Origin of the sequence: Methylobacterium jeotgali, assembly GCF_022179345.1 — a bacterium.
GTDB classification, from domain to species: domain Bacteria; phylum Pseudomonadota; class Alphaproteobacteria; order Rhizobiales; family Beijerinckiaceae; genus Methylobacterium; species Methylobacterium jeotgali.
The window spans coordinates 1-14,175 of record NZ_BPQR01000037.1 but is presented as its reverse complement, the minus strand read 5'-3'; the positions used below and the strand labels follow the sequence as shown (position 1 = coordinate 14,175).

25 protein-coding genes are annotated in these 14,175 nt (G+C 70.1%); 20 read left to right on the top strand and 5 right to left on the bottom strand.

The genetic code is table 11. The annotated features are described in order from the left end of the window. The first annotated feature begins 5 nt into the window (after positions 1 to 5). The 3 genes from MFF04_RS11150 to MFF04_RS11140 all read left to right on the top strand — a co-directional run bounded on the left by MFF04_RS11150 (position 6) and on the right by MFF04_RS11140 (position 1,969). Positions 6 to 1,100, top strand: coding sequence for a HigA family addiction module antitoxin (locus MFF04_RS11150; protein WP_353744510.1), 1,095 nt, complete (start codon positions 6 to 8; stop codon positions 1,098 to 1,100). A 107-nt stretch (positions 1,101 to 1,207) separates the two neighbouring features. Then, complete coding sequence (locus MFF04_RS11145; protein WP_204278573.1) at positions 1,208 to 1,399, top strand: hypothetical protein; 192 nt, start codon at positions 1,208 to 1,210, stop codon at positions 1,397 to 1,399. A 288-nt stretch (positions 1,400 to 1,687) separates the two neighbouring features. Then, positions 1,688 to 1,969: a hypothetical protein gene (locus tag MFF04_RS11140; protein WP_238231346.1), complete on the top strand. Its 282-nt coding sequence runs from the start codon at positions 1,688 to 1,690 to the stop codon at positions 1,967 to 1,969. A 161-nt stretch (positions 1,970 to 2,130) separates the two neighbouring features. Here the strand turns inward: MFF04_RS11140 and MFF04_RS11135 are convergent, their stop codons facing one another. Further along, positions 2,131 to 2,694 (bottom strand): hypothetical protein, encoded by a 564-nt coding sequence (locus MFF04_RS11135; protein WP_238231344.1) that lies wholly within the window; start codon positions 2,692 to 2,694, stop codon positions 2,131 to 2,133. 71 nt (positions 2,695 to 2,765) lie between these two features. Beyond that, positions 2,766 to 3,182: a hypothetical protein gene (locus tag MFF04_RS11130; protein WP_238231343.1), complete on the bottom strand. Its 417-nt coding sequence runs from the start codon at positions 3,180 to 3,182 to the stop codon at positions 2,766 to 2,768. A 287-nt stretch (positions 3,183 to 3,469) separates the two neighbouring features. On the opposite strand from MFF04_RS11130, the gene MFF04_RS11125 reads away from it, so the two are divergent. The 15 genes from MFF04_RS11125 to MFF04_RS11055 all read left to right on the top strand — a co-directional run bounded on the left by MFF04_RS11125 (position 3,470) and on the right by MFF04_RS11055 (position 10,295). Next, on the top strand, positions 3,470 to 3,676 hold the full coding sequence (locus MFF04_RS11125) for a helix-turn-helix domain-containing protein (RefSeq protein ID WP_238231340.1): 207 nt from the start codon (positions 3,470 to 3,472) through the stop codon (positions 3,674 to 3,676). After that, on the top strand, positions 3,669 to 3,854 hold the full coding sequence (locus MFF04_RS11120) for a hypothetical protein (protein ID WP_238231339.1): 186 nt from the start codon (positions 3,669 to 3,671) through the stop codon (positions 3,852 to 3,854). The genes MFF04_RS11125 and MFF04_RS11120 overlap by 8 nt, the downstream gene beginning before the upstream one ends. Next, on the top strand, positions 3,847 to 4,284 hold the full coding sequence (locus MFF04_RS11115; RefSeq protein WP_238231337.1) for a hypothetical protein: 438 nt from the start codon (positions 3,847 to 3,849) through the stop codon (positions 4,282 to 4,284). The genes MFF04_RS11120 and MFF04_RS11115 overlap by 8 nt, the downstream gene beginning before the upstream one ends. Further along, positions 4,281 to 4,604, top strand: coding sequence for a hypothetical protein (locus tag MFF04_RS11110; protein ID WP_238231335.1), 324 nt, complete (start codon positions 4,281 to 4,283; stop codon positions 4,602 to 4,604). Before MFF04_RS11115 ends, MFF04_RS11110 begins: the two co-directional genes overlap by 4 nt. Beyond that, entirely contained in the window at positions 4,601 to 4,942 is a 342-nt protein-coding gene (locus tag MFF04_RS11105) for a hypothetical protein (protein ID WP_238231333.1), read from the top strand. Before MFF04_RS11110 ends, MFF04_RS11105 begins: the two co-directional genes overlap by 4 nt. A 40-nt stretch (positions 4,943 to 4,982) precedes the next feature. Then, entirely contained in the window at positions 4,983 to 5,729 is a 747-nt protein-coding gene (locus tag MFF04_RS11100) for a hypothetical protein (RefSeq protein WP_238231331.1), read from the top strand. A gap of 103 nt (positions 5,730 to 5,832) precedes the next feature. After that, positions 5,833 to 6,609: a hypothetical protein gene (locus MFF04_RS11095; RefSeq protein ID WP_238231329.1), complete on the top strand. Its 777-nt coding sequence runs from the start codon at positions 5,833 to 5,835 to the stop codon at positions 6,607 to 6,609. An 82-nt stretch (positions 6,610 to 6,691) separates the two neighbouring features. Continuing rightward, positions 6,692 to 7,513 carry a hypothetical protein gene (locus tag MFF04_RS11090; RefSeq protein ID WP_238231327.1) on the top strand — a complete coding sequence of 274 codons (822 nt, stop codon included), beginning with the start codon at positions 6,692 to 6,694 and terminating at the stop codon, positions 7,511 to 7,513. Next, the gene (locus tag MFF04_RS11085; RefSeq protein WP_238231325.1) at positions 7,513 to 7,764 is read left to right on the top strand and encodes a hypothetical protein; all 252 of its coding nucleotides are present in this window, start codon (positions 7,513 to 7,515) and stop codon (positions 7,762 to 7,764) included. The genes MFF04_RS11090 and MFF04_RS11085 overlap by 1 nt, the downstream gene beginning before the upstream one ends. Next, positions 7,757 to 8,044, top strand: a complete 288-nt coding sequence (locus MFF04_RS11080) for a ribosomal protein L7/L12 (protein WP_238231323.1) — start codon at positions 7,757 to 7,759, stop codon at positions 8,042 to 8,044. The genes MFF04_RS11085 and MFF04_RS11080 overlap by 8 nt, the downstream gene beginning before the upstream one ends. A gap of 181 nt (positions 8,045 to 8,225) precedes the next feature. Then, a complete protein-coding gene (locus tag MFF04_RS11075; protein ID WP_238231321.1) occupies positions 8,226 to 8,639 on the top strand; it encodes a hypothetical protein in 414 nt (137 codons plus the stop codon). Between the two features lie 122 nt (positions 8,640 to 8,761). Beyond that, positions 8,762 to 9,094 (top strand): hypothetical protein, encoded by a 333-nt coding sequence (locus MFF04_RS11070; protein WP_238231319.1) that lies wholly within the window; start codon positions 8,762 to 8,764, stop codon positions 9,092 to 9,094. A 311-nt stretch (positions 9,095 to 9,405) separates the two neighbouring features. After that, positions 9,406 to 9,660 carry a hypothetical protein gene (locus MFF04_RS11065; protein ID WP_238275816.1) on the top strand — a complete coding sequence of 85 codons (255 nt, stop codon included), beginning with the start codon at positions 9,406 to 9,408 and terminating at the stop codon, positions 9,658 to 9,660. A 12-nt stretch (positions 9,661 to 9,672) separates the two neighbouring features. Beyond that, positions 9,673 to 9,972: a hypothetical protein gene (locus MFF04_RS11060; protein ID WP_238275814.1), complete on the top strand. Its 300-nt coding sequence runs from the start codon at positions 9,673 to 9,675 to the stop codon at positions 9,970 to 9,972. Beyond that, entirely contained in the window at positions 9,972 to 10,295 is a 324-nt protein-coding gene (locus tag MFF04_RS11055) for a hypothetical protein (protein WP_238231314.1), read from the top strand. The genes MFF04_RS11060 and MFF04_RS11055 overlap by 1 nt, the downstream gene beginning before the upstream one ends. A 47-nt stretch (positions 10,296 to 10,342) precedes the next feature. Here MFF04_RS11055 and MFF04_RS11050 read toward each other — a convergent pair whose 3' ends face one another. Together MFF04_RS11050 and MFF04_RS11045 are read right to left on the bottom strand one after the other, a co-directional pair. Further along, the gene (locus tag MFF04_RS11050; protein WP_238275812.1) at positions 10,343 to 10,933 is read right to left on the bottom strand and encodes a metallophosphoesterase family protein; all 591 of its coding nucleotides are present in this window, start codon (positions 10,931 to 10,933) and stop codon (positions 10,343 to 10,345) included. Between the two features lie 239 nt (positions 10,934 to 11,172). Then, positions 11,173 to 11,454, bottom strand: a complete 282-nt coding sequence (locus MFF04_RS11045; protein WP_238275810.1) for a hypothetical protein — start codon at positions 11,452 to 11,454, stop codon at positions 11,173 to 11,175. Between the two features lie 65 nt (positions 11,455 to 11,519). Between MFF04_RS11045 and MFF04_RS11040 the strand changes: the two genes are divergently transcribed. Then, positions 11,520 to 11,720, top strand: coding sequence for a hypothetical protein (locus tag MFF04_RS11040; RefSeq protein WP_238231309.1), 201 nt, complete (start codon positions 11,520 to 11,522; stop codon positions 11,718 to 11,720). Here MFF04_RS11040 and MFF04_RS11035 read toward each other — a convergent pair. Continuing rightward, the gene (locus MFF04_RS11035; protein ID WP_238231307.1) at positions 11,717 to 13,330 is read right to left on the bottom strand and encodes an integrase arm-type DNA-binding domain-containing protein; all 1,614 of its coding nucleotides are present in this window, start codon (positions 13,328 to 13,330) and stop codon (positions 11,717 to 11,719) included. The genes MFF04_RS11040 and MFF04_RS11035 overlap by 4 nt on opposite strands. 398 nt (positions 13,331 to 13,728) lie before the next feature. Here MFF04_RS11035 and MFF04_RS11030 point away from each other — a divergent pair, with 398 nt between their 5' ends. Next, a complete protein-coding gene (locus MFF04_RS11030) occupies positions 13,729 to 14,142 on the top strand; it encodes a TIGR02300 family protein (RefSeq protein WP_238275807.1) in 414 nt (137 codons plus the stop codon). Positions 14,143 to 14,175: the final 33 nt, after the last annotated feature.

Below are 14,175 nucleotides of genomic sequence, written 5' to 3'. Positions count from 1 at the left end.
TGGACATGACGAGGAAGGAAGCCTTCGTCCCGCAATGGGCGACGCACCCCGGCGAACACCTTGCGGAGTACATCGATGGGCGCGGCTGGTCGCAGGCCGAGTTCGCGCGCCTGGCCGGCCTGACGCCGAAGCTCGTCAGCACGATCATCAACGGCACGAACCCGGTCACGCCGGAGACGGCTCTTCGGCTTGAGCACGTCCTCGGGTTAAAGGCCTATATCTGGACGGGGCTGCAGGCCGAGTGGGACCTGTTCCAGGCCCGGGAGCGGGAGCGGGAGAGCGCCGAGCGGCAGGCCGATTGGCTGAAGCAGTTCCCGGTGAAGGAGCTCAAGGCATGCGGCCGGCTGCCCGACACGCGCGACATCGGCAGCCTGTTCGGCGAGATGCTGACGATGCTCGGCATCGGCACCGCGCAGGCCTACGACGCCAGGATCGGGTCGCTGGCGGTGCATCATCGCCGGGCGCGTTCCGCGACGGCTTCCCCGCACCACATGTACTGCTGGCTGATGCTCGGGGAGGAGCAGGCCCGGAAGCGCGAGCTTCCGGCTTACGACGGCGAACGGTTCCTTCGGAGTTGCGCCGAGATCAGGTCGCTGACGGTGCATGGTCCGGACGTCTTTGAGCCGCGCATGCTGGAGCTTTGCCATTCGGCAGGCGTCGCCCTGGTCTTCCAGAAGCCCTTGAGCAAGACCTGCGTCTTCGGCTCGGCGCGGTGGATGAACGACGAGCGGCCGCTGATCCAAATGTCGCTGCGCATGAAGAGCAACGACCATTTCTGGTGGACCTTCTTCCACGAGGCAGCGCACATCGTCCTGCATCGCGGGAAGAATTTCGTCGACGACCAGAACGGCGAGGGCGACGGGGTGGAGGCCGAGGCCGATGCCTGGGCCGAGGAGGTGCTGGTTGGTCGGGAGCGGATCGAGTCCTTCGCCACGACAAGCCCCTCCACCAGGCAGGAGGTCACCGCCTTCGCCGAGGAGGTCGGCTTGCACCCGGGCATCGTGGTCGGCATGCTGCAGCATCGCCACGCCGTACCCTTCAATCAACTCAACGACTTGAAGGCGCGCTTCGCGTGGGTGGACGAGGTTGCGCCGGCCTGACTGACGCGACCCGGCGACGACGCCGAGGCTTAAGATCGTCGATGGTGCGGGTCCGTGGAGTGCACGTAACCGGCGAGGTGCAGCGCTGAGCTACGGCGTCGGGAAGGATGCTGACTCTGGCCCTGAACGGGCCGACCACCGAGACCGATACCTTCGCGGTCAGCAAGACCGTGGCGATCTCCACGACTACCGGCGGCAACCCGGTCCTCGTGAACCTCGGCGACATCCTCACCCTGACGGCCCCGGCGACGCAGGACGCCGCCCTAGCGGACCTGGTGGGCTACATCGCCCTGCAGTGAGGGCGGCCGCCGCCGGGTTTTCGAAAAATTCCGGCGGCATTGTTGTTCTGATAATCCGTTACTTAGTGCTGATGTGGCGTTACCGGGTGGTCAGGTAACGGGGCCCTACACAGGGCATACGAACGCTACTCCCGGGATGTGCTGTCGCCGGAAGAATTCGTACGCGTCCGGGGCTGACGCCATCCACAGGGGCCAGGGACTTCAGTAACCACGACCGGCGAAGGGGTCTGGACATCGATTCGGGGATCCCGATCTCCTGGGCGCACACCACCTGAGGAGGCCGCCCCGATGTCGTATCACAGCAACGCCGATACCGTCGTCCGGTCTTTCGAGGCCCCCCTGCAGGGCCTGGCCATGGGGCTGGCCTTGGGAGCCGCTCGTCGCGCCGGTGAGCGCCGGGAAGCCGCCGCCATCCGCCAGGCGACCGCGGCGATGGCGTACCGCCGCGTGATGGCCGAGCACCGCGCCGAGCAGGAGGCCAAGGCCATCGTCGACGCCCGCGCCGCCCGGTTCGCCCGGCAGCGGCAGCAGGCCTTCATCGAGGCTCGCCGGGCCGCCCTCGCAGGCTGATGCCGTCACATGCCGTGATGTGCGAAAAAGTGTGCAAAGGTGCGCGGCGCGCACGAGTCAACCCCCTACAAGCAAGAAAGACGACAACAATCGTCGTTTTGGACAAGAAAAAACCCGCCCCGGGGTGACCGAGGCGGGTTTCGTCGTTCGGGTGGGGGCGATCAGGCCGGGAAGGCGGGCGGCCCTTCGTCGAGGATGTCGTCGAAGATCGCCCTGATCAATGCGCCCTTCTCCATCTCGGCCCTGGCCGCCTGGGCGGCGGCAGCGGCCCTCTGGCCCTCCAGGGCGGCGAACTCAGACGGAGACAGGGGCTTGGGCAGGCCCTGCAGGACGCGCTCGCCGAGGAGATGCTCGCCGATGTAGCGGGGGCCGTTCATCAGCAGCTTGTTGCGATCCTGCGGCGACAGGCCGTCGAGATAGGCGGCGGCGGCCCGGTCGAGGATGCCCGGCGGGATCTCGCTGTCGACGCTGGGGTAGAGATGCTCCGCCGCGGCCAGCCCCCACTGCTCCGAGACCGACAGCGCGTCGAACGTCGGCGGCGCCGCCGGGGTGGGCTCGGCGGCCTCCGCCTCGAACGCGGCCTCGGCCTCGGCAATGGGGTCGTGCGGCGCGAGGACCGCGCGGACGGTGCGCCAGACGAGGCGGCCGCCCTCGATGACCGGCACCAGCGTGATGCGCCCCATGGCGGCGAGCATCCTGCCGAGCGCTGCGAGAAACCCCTTCATCGTCCCCTCCGTGTTGACCTCCCGATAGTGCCGCGCGGGCATGCATACGACACGCCCGCGCCCTCGGTACGTCACGCGATCCCGAGCGCCATGGCCTCGGCGTACGTAACGGCGCGGGCCCATACGTATGAGGGCCCGGCTCGGGTCACGAGGGCGACGTACGCCTGCCCGTGCCAGTCGTAGACCACGTCGGCCTCGTAGCCGTGCCCGGCGGTCATGTGGTGCCGCGTCGGCGTTGCCTTCAGACCGCTCGCCCGCACGCGCCGATGCCATGCGCGCCGATTCGCGCCGGCCGGGTCGATCCGGTCCCCCGCCTCAATGAACGAGACCTCGGTCACGCCGTCGTCCCGGCCGACATAGGCGCGGTGCGGGACCCGCCCGGACCCGGGAGCGACGACGACCACAGCCCCGGGCGCCACCGCGTAGTGGGCGCGGGGATAGGCGTCGACGTACCGGCCCCGCCGGACCCGCTCCTCGGTCCGATCCACAGGACAAATCCGCGCACCCAGGGCGAGGCAATCCTCGCTGAGTGTGGCCTCGTACGCCCGCTCCCAGGCCGGCAGGACAAGGATTGCGTCGCCAGTCCTTGAAGGATCGGGCGTTCCGTCCTTCGATCGCCACCAAGCATTCATCGTGTAATCCTTCGAAAGTCGAAGCTTTCACCTCGTGGCCCAGATTGCACCCAAAAGTCGCTACTGGGTGCAATCTAGGCCAGCCCTTGTAAGCGCGTTCGACGCATACTACGCTTCTACGCGTCAATAGCCAGGAGTGAGTCGTGACGGTCGAGGAAGTGCGGGAGCGCCTGAGGGCGCGCATAGATAAAGCGGGGGGCCACACCGCCTTCGCGCGCGAGAACAGAGTGTCGCCTGTCTACGTCCACGACGCCCTGGCGGGCCGTCGCGCCCCGGGCCCGGCGATCCTGCGGGCCCTGGGTCTGACGAAGACGACGTCGGTTGAGTACCGGGAGGCGGCCAATGGCTAAGCCGTCCCGCCCGGCCGCGTCCTACCGCGCCGCCCGCAAGGCCGCCGCTCGGGCCCTCGCCAAGATCAACAAGGTCTCCGGCGCCCCGTCGCGCCAGGTCGCTCGCGACGTCGAGCGATTCGAGGCGATGCGCCGTGTCTCCGTCGCCACCGCCCGCGGGGAGGCGTCCCATGGCTGACAAGTGGACGCACGACCTCAAGGCGCTCGACGCGATCCAGACGCGCAAGCGCCTCGCCGACCTGATTTTCGAGTGCCACTACGTCGCGGCCGGCTTGGAGATCCCGCAGGGCGAGGGCCTGCGGGACCACGTGACAATCACGAAGCTCAAGCTGGAGCGGGTGGCGAAGGAGGAGATCACGCGCCTCAGCGGCATGTTGGCCGAGTACCGCTCCGGTCCCCCGGTCGCGGAGCCGCCCAAGGCCGCCGATCCCGCCCCGGCGCCGAAGGTCGTCCCGCCCTACGACGCCTACGCCGCCGCCCGTGCCCGTGCCGAGGCCAAGGCCGCCGCGGAGGCAGAACCGACAACCGCCCGGGCGGTGCCGCCCCGGCCGCAGATGCCGGTGCGCGGGATGCGGCTCCCGCCCCGTACGCCCGGGAGGCCAGCGTGACGCTCACCGAACGGCAGGCCCGCGCCCGTCTCGCCAGGGCCGTCGAGGCTGCTGGCTCCCAGATCGCCGTCGCCCGCCATCTCCCCCTGACGGACCGGGCGGCTCAGACCGCCGTCAGCCGGGCCCTTCACGGCACCCGGGCGATCCACCCCGCGGTGTTGGCCTACCTCGGCCTGCGCCGCGACCCCCGCACGCTCGTCATCCATGACGACGCCGCCCCGCCCGCCACCTTCAAGTTCCTCGCCGTCCAGGCCTCCGGCGAGGCCGGCGTGGCCGCGGCGGTCGCCCTCGTTGCCGCCACCCTCGGGAGAGACGCATGACTGTCATCACGACCGTAGCCGACCTGCTCGCCCGCCTCGCCGCGGCCCGTGTGGCAGGGGACGGGGATCTCGCCCGCAGCCTCATCGACCTCGGCGCCCTTTGGGCGATGGAGGCCGACCTCGACATCGAGTTCGCGCACGACGGCATCTACTGGGACGCCCCCGACGAGCGCGAGGTCGCAGAGGCCGACGCGCTCGCGGCGAAGGGGAAGGCCGACCTCGCGGCGCTTCTCACCGACCCAGGCATCGACGCCGAGTTCCGCGCCGAGCTCCAGGGCCAGCACTACCAGGCCCTGCGCGCCGAGCGCCGTCGCCAGCCCTCGCTCGCCGACGACTGATCCACCCCTTCCCGCAACCCCGGTTTCATAGGAGCGCCCGATGCGGCGCCAGACCAGCACCACCCCCTACGTCCCCCATCGCTACATCGACGAGCTCCCCGACACGGCGTTCGCCAACTTCGGCGTCTGGCGCGACCGGCTCGAACGCGGAGACCGCGAGCCGCACGCCCTCGCCATCGAAGCCGGCGCCAACGTGTTCGTGCCCCACCCCGACACGGGCGCCAGCCTGCCCGAGATCCTGGCGCCGTCCGACCTGTTCGAGACGCTCGCCGCCGGCATCGAGAAGCTCGACTTCTATTCCCGCCGGGAGGCCATCGTCGCGATCTTCGGCTCCCTCGCGGAGCGTGACGTCGGCGACATCATCCGCGAGTGCGTCGAGGAGCCGGACATGCCCGAGCTCTTCCGCGACCTCCAGGGCCGCATCATCGACCGCATCGAGAGCGGGCACTGGAACGACGCCGACCTCGGTTGGATCAAGCTCCGCGCCGCCGAGCAGGTCACCGACGACGACTTCCTTCACATGTTGCCGTTCGACGGCGGCAAGGAAGGCGACGTGCGCGAGCTCGCCCGCAAGGTCGTCCGTGGCCGCAAGGACCACGTCTGCCACGGGACCGGCCTCGTCATCCCGGCCGGCGAGCCGCACCTGCTCCTGCGCGAGCTGATCGACGGCGAGTTTTACGCGACCCGCCATGGCCGCGTCTCCGCGTGGTTCGAGGTCTACGCCGAGGCCCCCGAGCTCGCCGAGATGCTGAAGCGCGACGAGCGCCCCCTCGCCGCCGCGGCTTGAGGGCCTCCGTCGACGCGCCAGGCGACGGTGGCGCACCCGCGAGCTTCCCGGCCCGCCCCGCCAAAGGGGGCAATCCCGCCACCCATCCAGACAGGTCACAGCCATGCTGAGCAGCCTTCTCTCGTCCCTCGGTTCCTCCCTCCCTCCGGCCCTCATGGAGGCGCGTGCCGCCGACAAGCCGGAGCCGATCAAGCTCGACGCCGACGGCATCCTCGCACGCTTCGCCAAGGCGGCGGAGGAGTACGGCTACTGCCCCTTCGCAGTCGGCGACATCGTCGTGCAGCGGCCCGACGCGCCCTTGAAGGGGCCCGGCGAGCCTTGCGTGGTCCTTGAGGTTCTCTACGAGCCGATCCGCATCCAGACGGCGACCAACCCCGAAGATGCCGGGTCAAGCGCTTTCGGCCGCGTCCTCGACATCCGTTACGGCGTCCACCGCAACGGCGTTCTGCAGGCGTGCATGGGGGAGAGCTTCAACTTCGAGGCTTGGACGCCCGAGCACGAGACGGCTTGGCGGGAGAAGCTGGCCAAGGAAGCGGCCAAGCCCGAGCCGGCGAAGGCGCTCACCCTGCAGGAAATGGTGGCGGAGCTCCGGGACCGGCACGCCGGCCGGGAACGCAAGCCCGAGTGGAAGAAGGGCGAGCTCGTCGAGATCCTGAGCGTCGGCGACAGCCAGCACCCGCCCATGGAGGCTGAGGGGGTCAAGATCGGCCTGGTGCAGGAGATCGACCCGTCCGACGGGACGACCAAGCTCCTCTACCACTCCGGCGAGACCGGGAAGATCGGCGGCGGCTGGTTCCGCAACGACAACCTGCGCCGGTACGGGCCGCGCCCGGCTGACGAGATCGCACTGCTCGGCCCTGTCGTGGAGCCGACCGCCTGAGGCATCGCTCTCCGTCGCGCGCCAGGCGGCAGTGGCGCACCACCGATTCCTCCCCCCCACCCCGGTTTCTCAGGAGCGCTTCGTGAAGCGCCAGACCAACGAGTTCAAGACCGAGTTCACCGTCGACGGCGCGGAGACGGTAGCCGTAGCCGCCATTCATCTCAGCATGCGCGGAGTGGATCTCGACCATCCCGCTTCGGCTGACGTGTTAGCCCACGACGTCATGCAGGCCCTCGACGCGGCCGGGTTCTCCGTCGTGCGGAAGCCGCAGCCCGGCTCGACCACGGCGGATCGCGTGGAGTTCGCCCGCCGAACCGGTTGCTGGGACGGCGTCAGTCACCGGGACTACCTCGATTGGGTGCAGTCGCTGGTATTGTCCGCGTCGGGGTCGGGCTTCATGCCTGGGGCGTTGGAGCCCGGGCGGTCTGTGGACGTCCCGCGCGGCAAGGGGATCACGACCGTCGAGGCGCCGGTGGTCACCAGGGACCTCGTCCTGTTCAACTGCGAGGACTACGAGGGCAACTCCGCCGCCGCCGAGGCCCTCGGTCTCGACAGCTACCCGCTCGAAGATGCGGTCACGCTGGGCTGGCTGGTCGACGAGCACGCGGCCTTCAAGCAGACCATCGAGACGCTCTTCTGGGACCTGACGAACGGGTGCGTGTCGAAGCCGAGCACGAGCCTAGACGTAGTCCACGAGCTCGCAGGTAAGGCGTTCATCGTGAACCTGCTGGAGGAGCACCCCGAGCTCGCCGAGGACCCGCTGTTCCGCCCCGCGATGGAGCAGCACCTCGACGTCCGCGAGATATCCGCCGCCGTCGAGATTGCCCAGCTTCGCCGCGACGGGAACCGGGTTGTGCGGGTCGGCACGCTGGGGACCTTCAACCTTGGGAAGGCGACCGCCTGATGCGCCCCTTCCTCGCCCTCATCGCCGGAGGCCCCGGGCGGGTCTCCATCAGCGCGGCCGCCATCGTGGCCATCGTCTTCGTCCTGGCCGGCGCCGGCTGGGACCTCGCCCGCGCGGCGTGGCACGCCAGCCTGTTCGCCTCCGGCTTCGTCTTCGTCTGGGCCGTCCTCGCCATCGTCGGGAACGCCGCCGGCGTCGCCGACGACACCACCCCTTCCGCAACCGCCGCCAAGGAGGCGTCCCGTGATTGACCTGCAGTCCATCGTCCGCCTCGCCATCCGCTCGTCCGAGCAGACCGCCCACCCGAAGATCGAGGCCATCAAGTGGCTCCGGCGCGCCCTCGGCGTCGGGCTGAAGGAGGCCAAGGACATGGTTGAGGACGCCTACATGTGCGGCCCCGTCCGGTTCGCCGAGAAGCACGCCCGCATTGTCGGGGTGCAGGACACCTGCCCGAACCGCCCGCTTGAAGATCTGGAGCGGGACGCTCTGACGGAGTTGAAGCGAGACATGAGCTTGGCGGTGTGGCCTTGACCCGCCGCGGCGAGGCCGCCTGAAACCCCAACGGACCTCTGACAATCCGTTACACTGTATTGATCGCGCGTTACACTCGATGAATGCGCGATTTCTTCTTGATAATGCTTGTGCTGCGCCATGACCGATGGCATATTCCGGTCATGGGCAGGTACAGCCTCCCATCAGAAGGGGCATCCTAATGAGCGCTTACACCGACATCAGCCCCGCCGCCGTCCTCGCCGCCTACGGGTGCGCCCGCGGCTCCTACCAGCGCGCCGTTCTCAACGGCTCCGAGGCCTGGTCCGGCTCGACGCTGACCGGCCGCGCCGCCCGCTACGGCAGCAAGTACCGGACCTCGCGCGAGGAACTCCTCGCCCGCCTCGAAGCCCATCCCGACCTCGCCGTCGAGGAGCGTCTCGCCCGCCGCCGGACCGTTGCCATCGTCACCCGCGAAGAGGCTGCGGCCGCCGGCGGCGCCTACGCCCACATCGAGGCCGAGGCGGAGCGCCAGCGCATCGAGCAGGAGCGCGCCGATGACGAGGCCCAGCGGCTCGCCTTCCTCCAACGCGTCGAGGAGTACCGCGTCGACATGGCGGCCCTCGCCGAGATCTGACGCCGCCGCCGGGGCACCAGCCCCGGCCTCTCGCGGGTCGCCTCACGGGGCGCCCCGCCGGGGGCCGGACAGTCCTTCCCCCAGGGCCGGCAGAGCCGCCCGCCACCACAGGAGCATCCTCGATGAACGCCCTCGTCACCGTCGCCGCCGCCATTCCGGTCGTCACCTGCCAGGCCCTGACCCGGGCCTACGACGCCCGCGACGCCGCCATCGTCCGTGCGCAGAACCTCGCCGCCGCCGTCAAGGCGCGCCGCGCGGAACTCGACGCCCTGGTGGCCGAGGCGCACGCCGCCGTCGTCGCCGTCCACGTCACGACCGGCGTTTGGGCCGAGGCGATGCGCGATCACGCGGCCGCTGTCGACGGCGCCGCCACGGACATGTGGCGGATGCTCGACGCAGGGCTGGGCGACATGTCCTGCGACGCGATCCTCGCCTTCGACCCGAACGCCGTCTGAACCAGCCAACCGCCGGGGCACCCGCCCCGGCCTCTCGCCGGCCGCCTCAGGGGGCGGCCAGCCGGGGGCCGGATTCCTTCCCCCCTCGGGCCGGCATGAGCCGCCCGCCACCGACAGGAGCATCCTCAATGCGCCCATTCCTCCGTCCCGCGCCTCCGCGGCGCCCCCTCCGCGAGGACGAAGCGGGTCCCGCCCGGACCCGGTCCGAGAACGTCGCCCAGATCCTCGCCCTGGTGCTTGGCGAGCCGGAGGCGCACATCTGTCGCCCCGTCGACCCTCGGACGCAGGAGCCGGTCCACGAAAGCCTGGCCATGGAGGTCTGGGCCCGGTCGCACGACGAGGCCCGCATCGTCTGGCAGCAGGCCTGCCTGGACGACCATTTCGACGCCATCCCCGACGGCGATGTCTACCTCACTGTCGAAACCGCCCCGATGACGACCGCCTCGGCCGGCCGGCGCAAACCGGAGCCGCCGCGCCGGTCCGGCTACTACGTCAACCTGCTCGGCCTCGCGTTCCTCGCCGAGCTTGAGCCCGAGGTCGTCCGCGCCCGCAGCCTGGGCATTTAAGGAGCCGCCCCCATGATCGTCTCCGCCATCCCCGCCCGCTACCGCAACTCGGTCTCCGAGACCGTCCTCAACGCCCTCTCCGACGTCATCGACGTCCAGGAGGCCCGCCGCCGCGTCGCCCACGTCCACGCCTCGACCGGCAAGCGCCGCCCGGCGTGGTACCGCGAGGACCGCCCCAGCGACGAGTTCGCGGCCACTCTCGTCAGCGGCGCCGTCCTGGCATGGGGCCAGGTTTTCGAGGGCGAGCCTTGGGAGCTGTTCTTCTGGCTCGACGCCGACCGCGGCACCGTGATCTGGAGGGAGAAGCTCTGATGACCCCGCGCGAGATGTTGGCCCGTGCCGGCGAGGCCCTGACGGGCGACGACAACTGGGCGAAGGCTGTCGCCCGGGCCCTGGGGGCCTATCACCCGGACGGGCCTCGCGAGACCATCGACCCGAGGTCGGTGTCACGGTGGAGGACCGGCGCGATGGAGATCCTGCCCTGGGCCATCGCGGCGCTGCCGCTGATCCTGCGGGATCACGCGGACGCCCTTGAGACCGAGGCCGGCCGCCTGCATGACGCCGCCGACGACGCGATGGTGGCGGCGTACGAGATCGAGCAGGAACTCAGGGGACCGCCGGGCCCGCGCCGATAGCCACAACGAGAAGGGCCCCCGGTTCGCCGCCGGGGGCCCTTCTCGTTTCAGGCCTCGTCGGCCTCGCGGGCGGCATCCTGGGCCTGCCCGAGGGCGACCTCCTCGGGCAGCGCCTCGGTCGCCTCCAGCCGCGCCAGGATCTCGGGGAACGACGCCGGCCGGTACTGCCATCGGTCCACGCCGACGTCGCAGGACTGCCGGGTGTCCGGCAAGAGGCCGTGCGTGTGGCCGTAGAAGTGGAGCGTGCCGCGGAAGGCCCCTGGCCAGGCCCGGAAGGCGTAATGGCAGAGGAACGCGCGGCGCCCCTCAATGACGGTGTCGACGAAGCCCTCGTGCTGCGACGCCCAGGGCAGCGTCTTGCCGCGCTTTTCGTGATTGCCGTGCACCAACCGCTTGACCCCGTTGAGGCGGGAAAACACGCGCGCGGCGTGCTCCTGGGTGCACTTGTAGGCGAAGTCGCCGAGGTGCCAGACCTCGTCCTTCGGGCCGACGGAGGCGTTCCAGGCCTCGACGAGGTACTCGTCGTGCTCGCCGATGGAGGCGAACGGGCGGCCGCTCATCCTGAGCACGGCCTCGTGGCCGAAATGGTGGTCCGCGGTCAGGAGCACGCGGGCGGTCGAAGTCGTGGTCTTGGTCATGAAGGCAGCCTCCTCGAAGGGGGGCTGCGCGCGCGGCGTCACGCCCCCGGGATGGTCGGTCTCGTCGGTTTGGGGGCTATTCGGCGTTTCACGGTCGCCTCTCGGTCGCGGTGTGGGACCAGGGATCGCAGCTCCAGATTCGACCCGTCAAGCGGGGTCGTGCGGCAGGGTTAACGGAAAGCCTGGGCGGAGGCGGCGTCCGTAAAAATGTCATCCAGCGCCGGGGATGGATGACATTGTTACGGAGCGGGCACGTCGCGGTCCGGAGGGCGCCGGCTCCCGAGGTCGGCGAACCTCGCCCGGCACCAGGGGACGTACTGCGACGGCCCGCGGACGTGCCACGCCTTCGGCCACCGGCATCCGACGACGAGGGCGGCCAGGACATCCTCCAGCGACGCCCGGGGACCGAGGCGCGCGATCAGCCTGTCGGTGTCGTAGGAGCCATGGCGCCGAGGGCACCAGGGGCAGACGATGACGACCCGCCGGTTGGGGAACGCCCCCAGCGTCCGCGGCACCTCCATCCCGTCCCCCCCTCCGTTGACCCGATCCGTCCGTTCCCTATCTGTTCTCAAGGCGGAGAGGGTCAATGCCAAGCTGGGACGACATCGCGGGCGCGGCCGCCGGGGACGAGCGGGACGCGTTGCGGAGGGCGATGGCGGAGGACCTGGAGACGGCGGCCGCACGCCGGGGCGGGCCGGGATTCGTGCGGGCCGAGCGCCCGGCCGACCTGGCGAGGGCGCTCGGCCGGGACCGGCGCGGACGCCGGCTGCGGCGGCTGGCCGGTTAGGCCGCGATCTTCCTGGGACGGCCCGGGTTGCGCTTGGCAGGCTTACGCTTCGGGCGCGGCCGCGGCGCCGGCAACGGCTGCAGGGCCAGCAGCGCCCGCTCCCGCTCGACCTCGGCCAGCAGGGCGTCGCACCAGAGCGCCATGCCCTCGGCCTTGAGCGCGATCCGCTGCGCGGTGTCGTAGTGCAGCCGCGTCACCGTGGCCGTCTGCTCCCGCAGGTCCTTCGCCCCCGCGATCTCGTGGTCGAGGATGGCCGAGGCGGCGCCGCCCAGCCTCCGGTCCACGAGGAACTCGGTGATCGACCGCCGCACGTCATGCAACGTCCATTTGCGGATGCCGTGCTCGGTCAGCAGGTCCGGGAGGGGCACCTCCGGGGAGACGCGCTGGGGATCGGCCTTCTTGTGGCGCTTGCCGGCGAGGCGGAACAGGACCTGGTTCATAGACCCGGCGCTCGCGTGCCCCGCCCCCCGCTTCGGCGGGAACAGCCAACGGTTCGACTTGGCGCGGGCGGGCGCGAGCAGGCCTTCGAGCTCCCGCCAGGCGGCAGGGGGCAGCGGCAGGACGTGCTGACGCCTCGACTTCATCTGCGGCCCCTGCCACGTCACCGCGACCCAATCGGCGCCCGGGACGCCGGCGTCCTGCGAGATGTGGCCGACCTGATCGAGTTCCGTCTTGGCGACCTGGCCCGTCCGCTGGCCCGTCAGCACCGTGAACCAAAGCAGGCCCAGCGTGCCGGCCGACGTCCCGTGCTCCGTCTGCCCGAGGGAGCGGTGGCGCTCGGCCAGGGCGAGCGTGCGGGCGAGCTCGGTGAGCGTCGGCGTGTGCTTGCGCTTCCCGGACTTGTACTCGACGTGCCATTGCTCGCGCCACATCGGCCACTTCTCATCGGCCCTGGCCAGGCCGCTCCGGCCGCTGTGCGTCCGCCAGGCCCAATCGAAGGCGTCCTTGGCCTGGTTCACGCACCGAGCGGCGGTCGAAAGGGAATAGTTGGCGATGATCTCGTCCCTGATCTCCTGCAACCTCTCGACGGTGATGGTACAGACCAGCATTCCCTCCAAGCATGCGTAGCCGGGGTGCCGCAGGTACTTGGCGTACTTGGGAAGATAGCTCGCCTCGACCTTGGTCGCCTTGTAGTCGAGGAACTCCTCGATCATGTCCTCCCAGAACCACGGCCCGTTCCGGCGCCGGATCATGCTCGGCACCGGCGGCGGCTCCGAGCGGTCCGGGAAGGCGACGTCCCCGACGACTTCGAGGTCGCCGCCGGTCCGCGCCATGATGTTATGGAAGACCGACATCTCGAACTTCATGTTGTCGCCCTGCCGCAGGCCGACCTTGGCCTTCTCGGCGGCGAACCGGGCCTGGGTGACGTCGAGAAGGTGGTAGGCGCCCAACTTCACCGTGTCGGTCCGGGTGCGCAGGTACCAGGTCAGGGCCTGGGGCGTGAGGCGCAGCGTCAGCCCGCGCTCCTCCGTGTCGCCCCATTCCATGCCCCGGCCAGGGACCTTGCCGTCGAGCAGCAGCCTCTCGGCCCGGGTCACGTGGGCCTTCGTAAGCTTCACCGTCTCGCGGGTGTAGCCCCGCTTCGCCTTCGTCGTCGCCCCCGCCGCCATTCCCGTCCCCCGCGATACAACACCGATACAACGCGGGTCCCGAGAGACCCCGCAAGCCCGGCGTAGGCCGAAAGGCGGGAAAACCTCAATGGATTCAATGGGTGGTTAACGACCGATGGCCGGCGCCCGGCGGGGGCGTTAGGTGGTCAACAAGCCTTCCAAGCTGAATACCCGGGTTCGATTCCCGGTACCCGCTCCATTCGCTCCGATGCCGTCTCCGACGGGCCGGGGCGTCCGAGGCGGACGGGGCCCAGTTGACGCCGCCCTTCGCCCGGTGGAGTACCGCGCCCGCGAAGGCCGCACGGCGGGGAGGGGCCGCCGTCTCGACGACATGCATTGACAAGGCACGGGCGCTCTCGGCATCCGTGCCGGCAAGACGATCTGCCAGGAGCTGACCAGTGTCCCGTCCCGAACTTGGTGTGAAACGGATCTGCCCGACCACGGGCCGGAAGTTCTACGACCTCAACCGCGATCCGGTCGTCTCGCCCTATTCCGGCGAGGTCGTGCCCACGAACGTGCTCACGCCCTTCTCGAAGGCGTCCGCGCCGATCGTGAGCCGCAGCAGCAGCAACAGCAGCCCGGCCGCCTCGGACGACGACGAGAACGAGAACGAGGGCGCCGAGCTCGTCTCCCTCGACGAGGTCGAGGCCGAGGAGGCCGAGAAGGACACGGACAGCGACAGCGACGGCGACGACGTGGCCGATGTCGGTGACGACGAGGATAGCAGCGACGACGACGACACCCTCGTGGTGGACGACGACGAGGACGACGCCTCCGACCTCATCGACGTCGAGGACGACGACGAGGACTGAAGCCCGGCCCGAGGGGTTCGGACCGGTCCGAAC